The 16,006-nt window shown below is 30.2% G+C and carries 11 protein-coding genes; all 11 read right to left on the bottom strand.

Annotated features, from left to right (window positions below):
• Window positions 1-196: 196 nt before the first annotated feature.
• The 11 genes from murB to B2W91_RS16335 all read right to left on the bottom strand — a co-directional run bounded on the left by murB (window position 197) and on the right by B2W91_RS16335 (window position 15,777).
• Window positions 197-1,114: a UDP-N-acetylmuramate dehydrogenase gene (gene murB / locus B2W91_RS16385; protein ID WP_291582859.1), complete on the bottom strand. Its 918-nt coding sequence runs from the start codon at window positions 1,112-1,114 to the stop codon at window positions 197-199.
• A gap of 76 nt (window positions 1,115-1,190) precedes the next feature.
• Window positions 1,191-1,910, bottom strand: coding sequence for a phosphatase (locus B2W91_RS16380; RefSeq protein WP_291582858.1), 720 nt, complete (start codon window positions 1,908-1,910; stop codon window positions 1,191-1,193).
• Window positions 1,911-2,039: 129 nt separating this feature from the next.
• Window positions 2,040-3,914 (bottom strand): excinuclease ABC subunit UvrC, encoded by a 1,875-nt coding sequence (gene uvrC / locus B2W91_RS16375; RefSeq protein WP_291582856.1) that lies wholly within the window; start codon window positions 3,912-3,914, stop codon window positions 2,040-2,042.
• Between the two features lie 271 nt (window positions 3,915-4,185).
• Entirely contained in the window at window positions 4,186-4,788 is a 603-nt protein-coding gene (locus B2W91_RS16370) for a metal-dependent hydrolase (RefSeq protein ID WP_291582854.1), read from the bottom strand.
• A gap of 94 nt (window positions 4,789-4,882) precedes the next feature.
• The gene (locus B2W91_RS16365) at window positions 4,883-6,307 is read right to left on the bottom strand and encodes a peptidoglycan D,D-transpeptidase FtsI family protein (protein WP_291582853.1); all 1,425 of its coding nucleotides are present in this window, start codon (window positions 6,305-6,307) and stop codon (window positions 4,883-4,885) included.
• A complete protein-coding gene (locus tag B2W91_RS16360; protein ID WP_291582850.1) occupies window positions 6,300-7,616 on the bottom strand; it encodes an FtsW/RodA/SpoVE family cell cycle protein in 1,317 nt (438 codons plus the stop codon). The genes B2W91_RS16365 and B2W91_RS16360 overlap by 8 nt, the downstream gene beginning before the upstream one ends.
• A 22-nt stretch (window positions 7,617-7,638) precedes the next feature.
• Entirely contained in the window at window positions 7,639-8,073 is a 435-nt protein-coding gene (locus B2W91_RS16355) for an FHA domain-containing protein (RefSeq protein WP_291582848.1), read from the bottom strand.
• A gap of 63 nt (window positions 8,074-8,136) precedes the next feature.
• Window positions 8,137-10,959: an excinuclease ABC subunit UvrA gene (gene uvrA, locus B2W91_RS16350; RefSeq protein ID WP_291582846.1), complete on the bottom strand. Its 2,823-nt coding sequence runs from the start codon at window positions 10,957-10,959 to the stop codon at window positions 8,137-8,139.
• 18 nt (window positions 10,960-10,977) lie between these two features.
• On the bottom strand, window positions 10,978-12,945 hold the full coding sequence (gene uvrB / locus B2W91_RS16345) for an excinuclease ABC subunit UvrB (RefSeq protein ID WP_291582843.1): 1,968 nt from the start codon (window positions 12,943-12,945) through the stop codon (window positions 10,978-10,980).
• A gap of 12 nt (window positions 12,946-12,957) precedes the next feature.
• Window positions 12,958-14,244 (bottom strand): PDZ domain-containing protein, encoded by a 1,287-nt coding sequence (locus tag B2W91_RS16340; protein ID WP_291582842.1) that lies wholly within the window; start codon window positions 14,242-14,244, stop codon window positions 12,958-12,960.
• A gap of 264 nt (window positions 14,245-14,508) precedes the next feature.
• Window positions 14,509-15,777, bottom strand: a complete 1,269-nt coding sequence (locus tag B2W91_RS16335; RefSeq protein WP_291582841.1) for a S41 family peptidase — start codon at window positions 15,775-15,777, stop codon at window positions 14,509-14,511.
• Window positions 15,778-16,006 lie beyond the last annotated feature (229 nt).

The following is a 16,006-nucleotide window of genomic DNA, read 5'->3' as shown; positions in this document are numbered from 1 at the left end:
CATTGTGGAACCCTATATATTGATTCTATCTAAATTTAATATATAATTCCCTCATTATACATTATAATAATATTTTTCATATAGTATTATACCATATCCACCTTAATTTTTGTGAGTGCTACATTTTAAATTATTATTCTAAATAAAAAGTTTATTATTAAATTTAATAAAGTGGCGACTAAAAGTCACCACTTTATTATTTATCTTCACCAACTATTCTTACTTCTGTGTGTAATTCTACTGAAAAACTTTCAAAGACATTTTTTTGGACTAATGCAATTAATTCTAAAACCTGCTGAGCACTTGCATTCCCTTTATTTATGATAAATCCCGAATGTTTTTCTGAAACTTCAGCATCTCCAACATTTAATCCTTTAAGTCCAGCATCTTGTATAAGCTTTCCTGCGAAATACCCTTCTGGTCTTTTAAAAGTACTTCCTGCTGATGCATATTCCAATGGTTGTCTCTGTGTTCTTCTTAATGTCAGTTCATCAATTCTATTTTTTATTAAATCCTTCACCCCTGGTTTTAGATTTAATGTAATTTCTAATACAATATAATTATATTTAATTATTGCACTCATCCTATAAGAAAGCTCTAATTCTTCTTTTGAAAGAGTTTTAAAATTTCCTTCTCTATCAATTACCAATGCACTCTCTATAACCTTAGACATTTCTCCATCATATGCTCCAGCATTCATTGTAGTTGCTCCTCCAATGCTTCCTGGAATCCCACAAGCAAATTCAAGCCCTGTTAATGAAGCCTCTAGTGCAGCATCAGACACATCACAAAGTAATACACCACTTTGAGCAATTATTTTATTTCCTGCAACTTCAACTTCGTCTAGTTTAGAAAACTTTATAACAACTCCTCTTATTCCACCATCTTTAACAAGCAGATTAGAGCCATTTCCTAATATAAAATAACTTTCATTATGCTTATTACATAGTTTTATGATCTCTTTTACTTCCTCATAATTAGTTGGATATACAATTATATCTGCTGGCCCACCTAATTTAAAAGATGTATGATCTTTCATTAGTGCATCTAATACTATATTTTCTTCCTTCAATATACTCTTTAATTCGATAAGCAATTCCTTATTTTGATCCATTTCCTACCTCTTCTAAAAAAATTATTTACACACAATATATAGTATAATTTATATAGTATAGTATAATCAACAACTATTAAACAATCTTACCTTTTTTCTGTAAATAATTTATAAATTTTTTCTCATCATAATTCATTATCAGCTCATCAGGCATTTGTATATCTCTAACAAGCTTTTTCACGGAATCGAATTCACCTATGTCAAAGCAAGTATGAGCATCACTACCAAACATAACTTTTACACCGTATTTTTTACAGAGTTCTCCGATTTCATAGCAGTTTTCATCACTACCTTTTCTTGAACCATTAAATGAACTATTATTAAGTTCTATAATTATATCTTTTTCCTTTGCTCTCATCACTACTTTTTCCGCATCAATTGGAAAACGTGGATTTCCTGAATGACCTATAATCATTATATTTTTATTATCCATAACCCTAACTAAGGCATTTGTGTTCTCTTCTACTGTTCCTGGCTTTATGCACACATCATGCAGACTTGCTATCATATAATCTAATTTATTTCCAACTCTTTCTGGAATATCTATATTGCCTTCATAGTCAAGTATATTAGCTTCGCATCCTCTTAAAATTTTAACACCATAAAGTTTTCTTGGAGTTACATCCAAATTAGCAAAATGAAATAAATGTGGTCCTCCAGGCATTTGTGGTGCGTGATCTGAAACCCCTAAAACTTTAAGTCCTTTATTAGAAGCCTCTTTTGTATTTTCAAGTAAAGTACTATAAGCATGACCACTAGCAATTGTATGAGTATGAACATCTACTACACATTTCAAGTTAATCACTCCTTAATTTTTCTTAAAGTATCTAAAAAATAACTAATTAAAGTTGTCTAAGACATTTTGTATTATCAATACTCTTTAATAATATTGGTAAATATAAGTTAAAATAAACATCCATGTTTATTAGCTATTTTCTTGAAGATTACTGAAGTATTCTTTTATACTTTCAACAGCTCTAATATCCATAGAAGGTGTTGATAATAATTCTTCATCACTTGCATTCTTAATGTTTTCTACGCTCCCAAACTTCTTAAGTAATTCTTTTCTTCTCTTTTCCCCTATTCTAGGTATATCCTCTAATATAGAGTATAATGTGGTTTTATTTCTTAAAGATCTATGATAAGTAATAGCAAATCTGTGTACTTCATCTTGTATTCTTGTAATTAAATGCATACATTGTGAACTAATCCTTATAGGCAATTCTTCATTATCATAAATTAGCCCCCTAGTTCTATGCTTATCATCTTTAACCATTCCACATACAGGAATATTGATATTTAATTCCTTTAAAACCTCTAGTGCTATATTCACCTGACCTCTTCCTCCATCCATCATAATAAGGTCAGGAAATACTGAAAATTTACCAGCACTTAAAGATATCTCATTTTCTTTGATTTTTTTAATCTCCTCTAGTCCATGATTAAATCTCCTAGTCAATATTTCTCTCATAGACTCATAATCATTAGCCCCTTTTACAGTTTTAATCTTAAATCTTCTATAGTCACTATTTTTCGGTTTCCCATCTTGAAATACTACCATAGTTCCAACAGAGTCCATTCCCATTATATTAGAGATATCATATGCTTCAATTCTCTGTGGCGATTCATCTAGTCCTAAAACATCTGTCAATTCCGCTAATGCTATATTCTGTAGTTCTTTATCTGCTTTATGTTTAATTTTAAACATTTCTAAATCATGACTTGCATTTTTTCGGACCATGTCTAAAACCTTTTTCTTTTCACCCTTAATTGGCACTTTAATACTTACCTTATATTCTTTTTTCATAGAAAGATATTCCTCTAATACTTCACTATCTTCAATATGAGAAACATAAATCTGTTTAGGAATAAAAGCAGTCCCACCATAAAAACTTTTTATAAAATTGCTTATAACCTCTCCTGGTTCTTCACTACCTGTATCGTCTAATATAAAATGTTCTCTTCCTAAAATCTTTCCATCTCTTAAGAAAAAGATCTGAACGCAGCTATCTTTTTCATCCTGTGATATAGCAATAAAATCCTCATTTTCAAAATTCACGCTTATAATTTTTTGCTTTTCATTTATCTTTTCAATAGCTAAAAGCTTATCTCTAAGAGAAGCCGCTTTCTCAAAATCTAAGTTCATTGAAGCCTCTTCCATCTCTGACTTTATCTTATTCACGATTTCTTTATCTTTCCCCGTTAATAAGTCTATAACATCATCTACAATCTTTCCATATTCATCTTTAGAAATAAGCTTATCACAAGGAGCCTTACAAAGATTTATATGATAATTAAGACAGGGTCTTGAAGATACACCCTCTTCTTTTATAATCCTTTTACAAGTTCTAAGTGGAAAAACTTTTTTAATTAAATCATAAGTTGTATAGACTGCTGTAGCATCCGTATATGGCCCAAAATATTTTGCACCATCATTACTCATATTCCTAGTAACAATAACTCGTGGAAAATCTTCATTTATTGTTATTTTAATTAATGGAAAGCTCTTATCGTCTTTTAATAAAATATTATATCTAGGACTATATTTTTTAATTAAATTACACTCTAATATTAAAGCTTCTATTTCTGAATCTGTAACAATATATTCAAATTCTGCAATATGTTTAACCATAGCCTTAACTTTTTCACTGTGATTTTTAGAACTTTGAAAATATTGTCTTACTCTATTCTTTAAATTTTTAGCCTTCCCAACATAAATTACCTCTCCAAGAGAATTTTTCATTAAATATACTCCAGGATTATTAGGCAAATTTTTAAGATGGAATTGAAAGTCGAACATATTATCACCTCTTTAAGAAAATGCACAACTTAAAATAATGCACAATTCACAGTTCACAATGCACAATTATGGTTGAAATTATTTTTAGGCAAAATAATTTCTTTAAATAGATTTTTTTGGCTAGCAATACAATTGCTAGTTCTTCTGCGAAAGAAGTTACTCTGTAACTTCAAAAATAATCAATTCAAAATTTCTCAGTGATAACTGAGAAATGTCCATAATTGTGAATTGTGCATCGTGAATTGTGAATTGAATTATCTCTACGTCTTAATTAAAAGAATTTAGGTAAGCTTAAAGATACATAAATAATGCTTAATAATATAATTATATTTTCAGTGACCTTCCCCCTAAAAGAATTGGTACTAAAAGCTAAGGGGAATTTAAACTTTTTATTATTTATTGGATATAAAACAGGTATACCCTGTTTTGTACACATATCGCAAATCAAATGAGATCCATAAGCTACTAAAAAATAGTAATATGTTTTTCCAAGATCATATGCAGTGCAGAAGCTTGCTAAAATTCCTGTAAAAATTAACATACCAAAGACGCTATGGGTAAAACCTGTTCTATGGGTGGATAATCCCAAAAGAATTAAGGTTATGCCTATTACCTTCAGTATTGGGTCACTTTTGTAAAAACTATCTATGTACAATGCTAACGCACCTAAAAAGCAATAAACTATCACTTTTGTAGCATTATTTCTAAAAGGTAATACATATTTATTGAAAAAGCTTTTAGGATGGTCTGCATCAGGAAGCAATGCTCCTAATATGGAAAACACTAGACTTATTAATACATATTTCCCCGGCAATCTTTGACTTAATAAAACAAAAACGCTTGCTCCTACACTTATGTGAGCTTTTCCAGTCATAACATCACCCCTTTTAAAATTGACAATTGACAATGGAGAANNTTGTCCATCGTCAATTCTCAATTGCATAAATTACTTAATTCTCAAAAAAATATTATTGATTAAAGTAAGCACTTAAAATATCTCTAGCTACATCTGCTGCATTTCTGCCATAGCCATCCCCTTCTTCTAAAATTATAGCAAATGCAATTTTAGGATTCTCATAAGGTGCAAAACCTATAAACCAACTATGAGGAGTTTTATCTCCAGCATCATGATCAGCTGTACCAGTTTTTCCACTAACCTGTACATTCCATAGGTTGACATTTTGTGCAGTCCCTTGAGTTACAACAGACCTCATATATTTTTTCAATTTATTTGCATTTTCATTAGAAACAATATTCCCAACTTCTTTAGGTTCAGTTTTAGAAATACTCTTTCCTTCTGGATTTACAATTTCTTTTACTATATTAGGCTCCATCATCACTCCATCATTTGCAATAGTGCTTGCTACTAAAGCCATCTGCATAGGACTTGTTAATACTCCACTTTGCCCTATTCCACTTTGTGCTATATTCCCTGCCTCATATTTTTTATAAGTAGGAAATTTACTATCTTCTAATATCAAAGTTCTTGATGGAATTTCTTTATTGAAATAAAATTTCTCTGCTGTAGATTTTAGTGCATCATTTCCCATTTCCATAGCAAGCGTACCAAAGACTACATTACTTGAATAAGCAAATGCTTGTTCTAAATTTATATTTCCTAAAGCATTTCCATTATAGTTTTCTAAAGAAGTAGTTTCATTAAAATATATTTTACCATTATCCTCAAAAGTCCTATTCTCAATTCCAGACATATTTTCTAATGCTGCTAATGCAGTTACTGCCTTAAAGGTAGAACCCGGTGGATATAGCCCTGATGTAGCTCTATTTAAAAATGGTGTTTCCTTATCTTTTGTCAAAGTATCCCATTGTTCAGCCAAATTATTAGGATCAAAAGTAGGCTTTGAAACCATAGCTAAAACTTCTCCTGTAGCCGGATCTAAAGCTACTACTGAGCCTTTATAATTTCCCAATGCATCAAAAGCAATTCTTTGAAGATTTGAATCTAATGTAGTTACAACGCTATCACCAATTCTTGTTTCATTAGAATTAAAATTAAAATAATCCTTTATAGGCTTATTTTCCTTACCACTTAATACCTTATCAAACTTTTTTTCTAATCCACTCATTCCATAGACTACATCATAATATCCTAATACATGAGCAAATTTTTCTCCTCCAGCATACTCTCTAGTTTGTTCAAATTCACCTGTCTTTTCTCCTTTTGTAAGTGCATTCATATCTCTATCAAATATAGTTCCTCTTAAAACTTTATCTCGTTCTGCTTGCTGTCTCCTATTAAAAGCACTTTCTATAAATTTATCACTTCTAAAGAGATATAAATAGTTTATATAGGATATGATAGCTATAAAAAACACCAGAAAAACTAATAAAACTGTTTTAATGCTTTTTGATATATTCTTATTACTACTCATAATTATTTCCATCCTCTGAAATTTTTTGAATTATACCGAGAGAAAAATATGTTATTAATAAAGATGTTCCCCCATAACTCACTAGTGGAAGCGTAATTCCTGTAAGTGGAATAGCTCCAGTAACTCCTCCAACTATAACCAATACTTGAGAAGCTATCATTGTACTATATCCTACTGCTAAAAGTCTTGAAAATTTATCTTTAACGTAAATTGCAGCTCTCATGCATCTATAGAATAGTAAAAAATATAGCATTAATATTGCTATTCCTATCAACATTCCCATCTCTTCACATATAACAGAAAATATGAAATCTGACTCTACTACTGGCACAAACCTAGGATATCCGAGTCCTAAACCTGTTCCAAATATACCACCTTCTGCCATAGAAATTAATCCTTGTACTAATTGATGTCCTTCATCATATCCATATTTCCAAGGATCCTGCCATATCATTACCCTAACTTTAACATGTCTAAATAAAAAATATCCTGCAATTGCCCCTAGCACGAATAATCCCAAAGAAATTATTACGTATTTCTTCTTCGAAGTAGCTATATATAACATAGTTACAGAAATTCCAAAAAAGATTAGGGCTGAACCCAAATCTGTTTGAAGTAACATAAACACTAGGCATATCATAACAACTAATGCTGGTTCTAATAGGCTTAATATGTTATTAAGATTTACATTCTCCTTGTTACCCTCCTTCATAAAAATATTCTTTATATATTTTGGTGCTTCCCCATAGTCTTTTAATGAAGAAGCTAAATAAGCAACAAGAGTAATTTTTCCAAACTCTGACGGTTGAAAACTAAAACCACCAATAGACACCCAGTTCTTAGCTCCACCTATTTCAGTACCTAATAGTGTACCCATAGACATAAATATAAGTGTTACAATAAGATAAAAATATTTATAGTTACTAAAACTTTTTAAATCCGGAAGTATAACTACAGTTAGAATAAAAGTAGCTATTCCCAAAGTAAAAGCTATCATTTGTTTTGCTGCCAAAAATGTTCTTGTACCATCTTTTATTACTCCACCAGATATAGGAATATCTAATCTATAGAGCATAGCAATACCAATTACAGCTAATACATTTGAAAATAATAATATATATTTATCCCCATCCGGAAAAAACTTTTTAATTATAAAATGTGAATAAGCTAAAAGACCACACATTACTCCACCCATAACCAATGATCCTTTATCATAATTAGGAGAAATAAGAGTTACATTAACAAAAAGTATAATAGTTAACAGGTATGTAAGTCTTAAAACTCTTTTTTCTTCTCTTAAGCTATTCATGATTTTCTCCTTCCATAACTTGCTATTGAAGAACCTTAAATATAGAAGATCCTACTTTAATTTTATCTCCTCTTTTCAAGGTTACCTTACTAACTATTTTTACATCATTTACAAAGGTACCGTTAGTACTACCTAAATCCTCTAATATATACTCATTATTTCTCATATATATTTTCAAATGATGTGAAGAAACATATCTATCACTCAAAATAACCATGTTATCCTCACTTCTTCCAACCGTAAGGTAATCATTTATTGGTATTACACCACCATCTTGAAGTTCATAATTTTGTCCCTTATCCATAATTTCAAGACCAAATTTTACTGCATTAGATTTTTTAGGTCTTCTTTTTCCTTCATTTTTCATATCATTATACATAATCTTAAGGGCATAAACTATAATACAATATACTATTATGATGATTACAACTTTGAATATTAAACTTACATTTGCCATAAGACGTTAAACTCCTTCAAAAGTATAGAATTGTGACTAGCAATCTATGCTAGTCACAATTAATTATATCATTTTTTTAAGATATTGTCCTGTGTAAGAATTACTACAATTACAGATGTCCATAGGATTTCCTGTACATAAAATAGTTCCGCCTTTATCTCCACCTTCAGGACCTAAGTCAATAATATAATCTGAACATTTAATTACATCTAAATTATGCTCAATTACTACTACTGTATTCCCACCTTCTACTAACCTTTGAAGTATAGATATAAGTTTATTCACATCATCTATATGAAGTCCTGTAGTAGGTTCATCTAAGATATAAAGAGTTTTCCCTGTACTTCTTTTTGATAGTTCATAGGCTAATTTTATTCTTTGTGCTTCTCCACCAGATAGAGTAGTAGAAGGCTGCCCTAGCTTAATATATCCTAATCCAACATCCATTAGCGTTTGCATCTTAGTAGATATCCTAGGAATATTTTCGAAAAACTTTAGTGCTTCTTCAACTGTCATCTCTAAGACATCATCTATATTTTTACCCTTATATTTAACTTCTAATGTTTCTCTATTGTATCTCTTTCCTTTGCATACTTCACAAGGTACATAAACATCAGATAAAAATTGCATTTCTATTTTAATTATTCCATCTCCTCTACAAGCTTCACACCTGCCACCTTTTACATTAAAACTAAAACGTCCTGGCTTATATCCTCTCATTTTAGCTTCAGGTGTTACTGCAAATACTTCTCTTATTAAATCAAAAACACCAGTATAAGTAGCAGGATTACTTCTTGGAGTTCTTCCTATTGGACTTTGATCAATATTAATTATCTTATCTATTTGTTCATGGCCCAAAATTTCCTTATGCAATCCTGGAATTTTTTTAGAATTGTTTATTATCTTATTAAGACCTTTATAAAGTATTTCATTTACAAGAGTACTTTTACCTGAACCTGAAACTCCAGTTACAGATGTAAATACACCTAGCGGAAAATCTACAGAAACATTTTTTAAATTATTTTGTTTACCACCTATAATTTTAATAAATCTTCCATCTGATTTTCTATATTCATTAGGCAGTTCTATTTTCTTTTTACCACTTAAATATTGTCCTGTAATAGAGTTTTCACAGTTCATAATATCTTCAATAGTACCAGAAGCTATGATTTCACCGCCATGTTCACCTGCTCTAGGACCTATATCTACAATATGATCTGCTGCTTTCATAGTATCCTCATCATGTTCAACAACCACTAACGTATTACCTAGATCTCTAAGATGTTCTAACGTTTTAATCAATTTATCATTATCTCTTTGATGAAGCCCTATGCTTGGCTCGTCTAATATATATAGTACACCCATTAAACTAGATCCAATTTGAGTTGCAAGTCTTATTCTTTGAGCTTCTCCTCCAGATAGTGTTCCAGCAGAACGAGTTAAGTTTAAATAATCTAATCCTACATCCTTTAAGAAATCTAATCTATTTTTTATTTCTTTTAATATTTGAGCAGCTATTATCATATTTTTTTCTGAAAGTTTTAAGTTATCTAAATATGATATTTCATCTAGTATAGACATAGAAGAAAATTCATCTATATTTTTCTCTCCTACAGTAACAGACAAAGCTTCTTTGCTTAATCTTGCACCTTTACACTTCGGACATGGATTATCGCTCATATATTGCTCTATTTCTCTTTTTATGTAGTCTGAACTAGTCTCAAAATATCTTCTTTTTAAATTGTTTATAACTCCTTCATATGCATGATTATAAACACCTGTTTTAAACTCTTTAGTATATTCTACTTTAATCCTATGTCCTTCTGTTCCGTATAATAACACATTTATAACGTCCTCTGGTAATTCCTCTATAGGTGTATCTAATGAAAACTTATATTCTTTTGATAGTGCTTTTAATACAGAAAATGTCCATGACTCTTCTTTTAAACTACCTTCTCCAAAAGTTATAATAGCTCCATCCATTATACTCTTACTTCTATCAGGAATAACTAAATTCTCATCTATCTCCATAAGTGTCCCTAATCCATCACAGTTATCACATTTTCCGAAAGGTGAATTAAATGAAAACATTCTTGGAGCTAGTTCTCCTATACTGATACCACAATCTGCACAGGCAAAATGTTCACTAAATAATATATCCTCACCATCAATTACATTAGCAATAACTAATCCTTCTCCAAGCTTTAGTGCTGTTTCCAAAGAATCATTTAATCTAGCTTCTATTCCATCTTTAATTACTAGTCTATCAATCACAACTTCAATAGTATGCTTTTTATTTTTTTCAAGCTTAATCTCATCCTCAATTAAATCTACTAGGTTTCCATCAATTCTAGCTCTTACATAGCCATTCTTTTTGATGTTCTCTAGTATTTTCACATGTTCTCCCTTTTTTCCTCTAACAATAGGTGATAGGATTTGAAGTTTTGTTCTCTCTTCTAAACTCATTATTCTATCCACTATTTGATCCACAGTTTGTTGAGTAATTTCTTTACCACATTTAGGACAATGCGGAGTACCTACTCTTGCATATAATAATCTTAAATAATCATATATTTCTGTAACAGTACCTACTGTAGAACGAGGATTTCTACTTGTGGTCTTTTGGTCGATAGATATAGCTGGAGATAGACCTTCTATATATTCAACATCTGGTTTATTCATTTGCCCTAAAAATTGCCTTGCATAAGCTGAAAGAGATTCTACATATCTTCTTTGACCTTCTGCATACAATGTATCAAAAGCAAGAGAAGATTTACCTGAACCTGATAATCCAGTAAAGACTACAAACTTATCTCTTGGTATTTCTAAATCAACATTTTTTAAATTATGAACTTTTGCTCCTTTTATAAAAATTTTATCTCTCATAATTACTCCTTTTTAACTTTAAATTTCTTTTCTTAATTTAATAATTTCATCTCTAAGCTGTGCAGCTCTTTCAAATTGTAGGTCTTTTGCAGCTTGTTTCATTTCTTCTTCTAATTTGTTAATATAAGTATTTAAATCTATTCCTCTATCTTTGTCATCACTAGTATATTCTACTGTTTCTTCCGCTACAGTTGAAATCTCTAATATTTCTCTTATATCTTTCATTACAGTTCTAGGAGTAATATTATGTTCTTCATTATACTCCATTTGTATTTTTCTTCTTCTATTTGTTTCTCCTATAGCTTTTCCCATAGAGTTAGTTATATTGTCACCATACATTATAACCTTGCTTTCAGAGTTTCTTGCCGCTCTCCCTATAGTCTGAACTAGAGAAGTTTCCGAACGTAAAAAACCTTCCTTATCCGCGTCTAATATAGCAACTAAAGCTACTTCTGGAATATCCAATCCTTCTCTTAAAAGATTAATTCCAACTAAAACATCAACTTCACCTTTTCTTAAATCTCTTATAATTTTCATTCTTTCAATAGTATCTATATCCGAGTGAAGATATGTAACTTTAACACCTAAGTCCTTAAAATATTTAGTCAAATCCTCTGCCATCTTCTTTGTAAGAGTTGTAACTAATATCCTAAAACCTTTATCTACGGTATTTCTGATTTCACCATATAAATCATCTATTTGCCCTTTTATAGGTCTAACAATAACTTCAGGATCTAAAAGTCCCGTAGGTCTTATAATTTGCTCCGCTACATTTTCTGAATGTTCAGCTTCATATTTTGATGGAGTAGCACTAACAAATACCACCTGTTTTAAAATCTTTTCAAATTCTTCAAACTGTAATGGTCTATTATCATAAGCAGAAGGTAATCTAAAACCATAGTCCACAAGAGATGTCTTTCTTGATTTATCTCCACCATACATAGCTCTTATTTGAGGTAAAGTAACATGACTTTCATCTATAAATAACAAGAAATCGTCTGGAAAATAATGCAATAAAGTTTGTGGTGGCGTACCTTTAGCTCTTCCATCTAATATTCTTGAATAATTTTCTATACCAGTGCAATACCCAACTTCTCTTATCATTTCAATATCAAAGTTAGTCCTTTGCTTTAATCTTTGTGCTTCTAAAAGTTTATCTTGATCTTTAAGTTCTTCTAATCTCACTTCTAATTCCTGCTCAATTTGGGATATAGCTAATTCTAATTTATCCTTTGAAGTAGCAAAGTGAGACGCAGGGAAAATAGAGATATGTTTTCTACCAGCTATTATCTCTCCTGTTAATACATCAAATTCTCTAATTCTATCTACTTCATCTCCAAAAAATTCTACCCTAATACCTTTATTAGTAGATGATGCTGGAAATATATCTAAGACATCACCTCTAACTCTAAAAGTACCTCTTACAAAATTAATATCGTTTCTTTCATATTGAATATCTACAAGTTGTCTAATTATTTCGTTTCTATCTTTTTCCATACCTTCTCTAATGGAAACAGTAAGTTTTTTATACTCCTCTGGATTACCTAAGCCATAAATACAAGATACTGATGCAACTACTATAACATCCCTTCTCTCTAAAAGAGCAGCTGTAGCAGAGTGTCTTAATTTATCAATTTCATCATTTATACTAGCATCTTTTTCTATATATGTATCAGTTTGAGCAACATAAGCCTCTGGTTGATAATAATCATAGTAAGATACAAAGTATTCAACAGAATTTTCAGGAAAAAACTCCTTAAATTCTGAGCAGAGTTGTGCAGCCAAAGTTTTGTTATGTGCTAGCACTAAGGTAGGTTTTTGAACTTTTTCTATTATGTTAGCCATAGTAAAAGTTTTCCCTGAACCAGTAACCCCTAATAAAGTTTGAAATTTCTTGTTTTCTATTATTCCATCAGATAAACTTTCAATAGCCTGTGGTTGGTCACCCATAGGTTTAAACTTAGAATGTATTTTAAATTTATTCATTTTCTCACCTCACTAATCATCAGAATCTTTTTTATTTTTTATCTTATTAAGAATTTCTTCAAAACTTTTTTCTACTTTCATTATTTTCTTTTTATTAGGAAAATCTCTAGGTACAATTACTACTCCCATTCTACTGCCGCTTTCAATTCTATTTTTAGTAAATTCCATGATTTTCCCTGTTTTTCTTTTAATCTTAATCCATAGCGTAGAAGGTACCCTCTCCATAAATTTGAATATATCTTCATCATTTATCATTTTTATATCATTTATTTCTAATATTATATCCCCAGATCTTAGCCCCATTTCACTTCCTAACGAACTAGGCGCTACATCTAATATCATTATTCCTTCATCATTACTAACATAAATAGGTTTACCTTTAAGTTCTTTTTTTCTATCAAACACAGCAATTGCTTCATGAGCAAAAGGCATAAACAATAATAGTGCTATTTGATATATGAATCCAAAATTTCCTAGAGAAGATAGTATTATTAATGCTAATCCAAAAGTTGAAATTAAAGTACCTGAAAATAAAACTTTTTCTTTTTTACTTCTAGTAAAGGTAGAAGAATTGTATCCTACTACTGCATATATAGGTAATAGACCTAAGGCTACAGTTTCAAAAAGTAGCTTGTTCACACTATGATTCAATATAGGCCACCAATTAGGTACTGCTAATTGGCTTCCACCATTAGAGGCAACGGTTCCCATTACCATTAGTACTATTGGTAATGCCCAATATCTTTTAAAAGCAAAACCTCCAATAATAGTATTATTTCTATTTCCAAACACAGGAATAGACCCTCTTTTCCCATCTAACATAACTAATATTCCTTCTACAAAATGCATAACGCCAACTAAAGCAATTAAATTTACTATATTTACATTAAAAATATTCAACTTAGGCATATTTAGCATTTTAGATAGTAACCCAAATATTAATGAAAGAATTCCTAGCACTGCTCCTGAATAAGATAAACATATAAATCTAGGATTAAATATCATTAAAATCATAGAAACCATAAAGATTATATAGACATTAGAATTTATATCAAAAGTAACTCCTAAGTATACTATTAATATACTTGCTATAGTTCCTCCAAAAATACCCATAACAATTTGTGATATAGTAAGTTCAAAAGCAGAAGCACTATTTTTCCCCATTATCATCTGCTCAATTCTTGCTGTTTTCTTATTTTGAATATAGAATATAAAACTTAATATAACTAGAACCAAAGCATGAGTTGGATTAACTATAGCATAGGATACCTTACTTAGCGTGTATTTTAATAGCTCCATTCTTATAAGTCCCCCCATTATTAGTTATAAACACTTTTTAAACTGTTTTAATTATACGAATTGTAATTTTATTAATTCCTTCAATTAGGAGCAGAAAATGAAAACTTTAAAATTCATTTCCTTATTTTTTAAATTGAATATTTTAATCATTAGTGTCATTTAGAATATATCCAATATATATAAATTTAGTATCTGCCTATAAAAGACAGATACTAATATTGCAAATCTTAATAAAATCACCGTTTTTAAATTTATAATGAACAATTACTGAATTTTTTCTGTAGCAATTTCTAATGCTTTAATAAGCTGAGGATCCTTACTTCTTTCATAAGGTCTTTCTATTAATTCATCCGGATATTTTACTTCCACATCAGGTTTAATTCCTACTCCATGAATATTTTTTCCATTAGGTGTGAAATATTTAGAAATGGTAACCTTTAGTGCTGTGCCATCACCAAATCCATCTCTTTCTCTATAGAAAGTAGTTTGAACTACACCTTTTCCAAAGCTTTTTTCTCCAACTAAAGTAGCATATCCATAGTCTTGAAGTGCACCTATAAATATTTCCGAAGCACTTGCTGTACCACCATCAATAAGTACCGTTATAGGTAATCCTATATGATTTCCACCTACAGAATTGTAATCTTTTCTATTACCATTCTTATCCTCTGTATAAACTATGCTCTTACCCTTTGGAACAAATTGTGAAGTCATTTCTACTGTCTGATCTAAAAGTCCTCCTGGATTTTCTCTTAAATCAACAATAAGACTCTTCATATTATTCTGGGTCAAGTCTGCTAATGCATTAGAAAAGTTTTTAGAAGTATGTTCATCAAACATTGATACTTGAACATAACCTATATTATCTTCAATCATTTCATGCCTTACTGTCACCAATTCGATTTCTTGACGTACTATATCAAAATCAATCTTACCTTTTTCTTCTCTAGAAATTGTAACTTTAACTTCTTCTCCTTCTTTTCCCTTCATCATAGAAGTTGCTTTTTCTAAATCTTTTCCTGTAACTATAGTACCATTGACAACTTCAATAATATCTCCTGGTAATACACCTGCTTGTTTTGCAGGAGAATTTTCAAAGGTAGTAATTACAACTATTTTGTTTTCTTTAACACCTATTTGAATACCAAGTCCCACATAGCTACCTCCTGTTTGGGTAGCAAAATCCTTAAATTCTTTTTCATTCATATAAGTAGTATATGGATCTTTTACTGCCTCTGCCATTCCTTTAGCAGCGCCTTCTACAAGTGCCTTATCATCAACTTCACCTATATAGTATTTATCTATCTTATCCTTAACTGTATACAGTTTTTCAAAGGCTATTATATTCTCAAAGGTCTTTCTACTTACTAATACCTTTCCATTTGGTAGATTAAAAGACATAGAATTTGTTAATACTGCTGTTATAATATTTGTTATAATTAAAAGCACAACAGTGTATGTAATATACTTCCTCTTAGTCTTTTTTTCTTTCTTCTGCCACTCAAAATTAAAATCTTTATTTTCATTACTCATTTAACTCACCTCTCAATTTAATACATATATATTATTTATGTAAATACCTAATAATTATAACATTTTTCAATAAAAATTTATCTCTTAATCATTTTCTCATAAGAACATATGTTTTGCAATGAGTTTTTTGGCATATGAAAAGAAAATAATCTGTCAACAATTATGGCACAAAATACTCAACCATACTTATAGGGTTCCACAATGAAGATTTAACTTATGCATGATTTTA

This window comes from Clostridium sp. UBA6640 (assembly GCF_002455975.1).
In the GTDB taxonomy this organism is placed as follows: Bacteria; Bacillota; Clostridia; order Clostridiales; family Clostridiaceae; genus Clostridium_J.
The sequence above is the reverse complement of the archived record's forward strand: the minus strand, read 5'-3'. Positions and strand labels throughout refer to the sequence as shown.

Bases quoted from the DNA above. Each gene is read 5' to 3' on its own strand.
- uvrB (WP_291582843.1), bottom strand. From the start codon at position 12,945: ATGAATAAATTTAAAATACATTCTAAGTTTAAACCTATGGGTGACCAA.
- B2W91_RS16360 (WP_291582850.1), bottom strand. From the start codon at position 7,616: ATGAATAGCTTAAGAGAAGAAAAAAGAGTTTTAAGACTTACATACCTG.
- B2W91_RS16335 (WP_291582841.1), bottom strand. From the start codon at position 15,777: ATGAGTAATGAAAATAAAGATTTTAATTTTGAGTGGCAGAAGAAAGAA.
- B2W91_RS16365 (WP_291582853.1), bottom strand. From the start codon at position 6,307: ATGAGTAGTAATAAGAATATATCAAAAAGCATTAAAACAGTTTTATTA.
- B2W91_RS16355 (WP_291582848.1), bottom strand. From the start codon at position 8,073: ATGGCAAATGTAAGTTTAATATTCAAAGTTGTAATCATCATAATAGTA.
- B2W91_RS16370 (WP_291582854.1), bottom strand. From the start codon at position 4,788: ATGACTGGAAAAGCTCACATAAGTGTAGGAGCAAGCGTTTTTGTTTTA.
- uvrC (WP_291582856.1), bottom strand. From the start codon at position 3,914: ATGTTCGACTTTCAATTCCATCTTAAAAATTTGCCTAATAATCCTGGA.
- murB (WP_291582859.1), bottom strand. From the start codon at position 1,114: ATGGATCAAAATAAGGAATTGCTTATCGAATTAAAGAGTATATTGAAG.
- B2W91_RS16340 (WP_291582842.1), bottom strand. From the start codon at position 14,244: ATGGAGCTATTAAAATACACGCTAAGTAAGGTATCCTATGCTATAGTT.
- uvrA (WP_291582846.1), bottom strand. From the start codon at position 10,959: ATGAGAGATAAAATTTTTATAAAAGGAGCAAAAGTTCATAATTTAAAA.